1 protein-coding gene and 1 pseudogene are annotated in these 783 nt (G+C 42.3%); both read right to left on the bottom strand.

Annotated elements, in window-relative coordinates; translation table 11 throughout:
* Positions 1–223, bottom strand: a 223-nt coding sequence (locus A3739_RS26765; RefSeq protein ID WP_197472617.1) for a LemA family protein, incomplete at its 3' end; no start/stop codon positions are given.
* Positions 224–333: 110 nt separating this feature from the next.
* Positions 334–783, bottom strand: a pseudogene (locus tag A3739_RS30505) (phosphoserine aminotransferase); the annotation flags it as partial.

Below are 783 nucleotides of genomic sequence, written 5' to 3'. Positions count from 1 at the left end.
CACTAATCACAGCCTCAAGCGTTTCTTTCTCATGGCTTAAATACGCCTTAGTTGCTTCAACCAAGTTAGGGATCAAATCGTAGCGGCGCTTTAATTGCACCTCAATTTGCGAAAAGGCATTTTCATATTGATTTTTGAACGCGACTAAATTGTTGTAGATGCGAACGATATAAAAAGCAACAAAGATCAGAACGATCCATGAAATGATGGTTGAAACTTCCATAAGACACTCTCCTTAAAGTAATTACTTAAGACTAGATGACTTATGGAAGTCTGTGTAGCGTGACACGCAACTAAGATAGAGATTAGCGTCAAATGCTAAACACTGATGAATTATTGTACTTCTTGATACGCCCAAGATAACCAAGACATTAAGGCCTCAACGTCACTCGCCTCTACCGTCGCGCCACACCAAATACGCAAACCATCTGGCGCGTCACGATAAGCACCGATATCAAAAGCAACATTTTCGTCAGCCAGAAGTTTAATCATGGCTTTAACTTGCTCTGGCGTCGCGTTCAATTTTAAACACACACTAGTGTTCGATAAGGTATTTGGATCTTGCGCTAAGAAGTCGATCCAGTCATTTGCCGCGACAAACTTTTCAATGGCAGCTAGGTTTGCTTGAGAACGATCAATCGCACCCTGCAATCCACCAAGACTATCCACCCAAGCAAGTGCATCGAGATAATCGGCCACACATAACATTGATGGCGTGTTGATTGTTTCGCCACGGAAAATACCTTCAACCAGCTTCCCTTTTTTAGTCAAACGGAAGATCTT

The sequence above is a fragment of the Oleiphilus sp. HI0067 genome (assembly GCF_001635735.1).
Note: the sequence above shows the minus strand (reverse complement) of the source record. Positions and strands in the feature narration are given on the sequence as shown.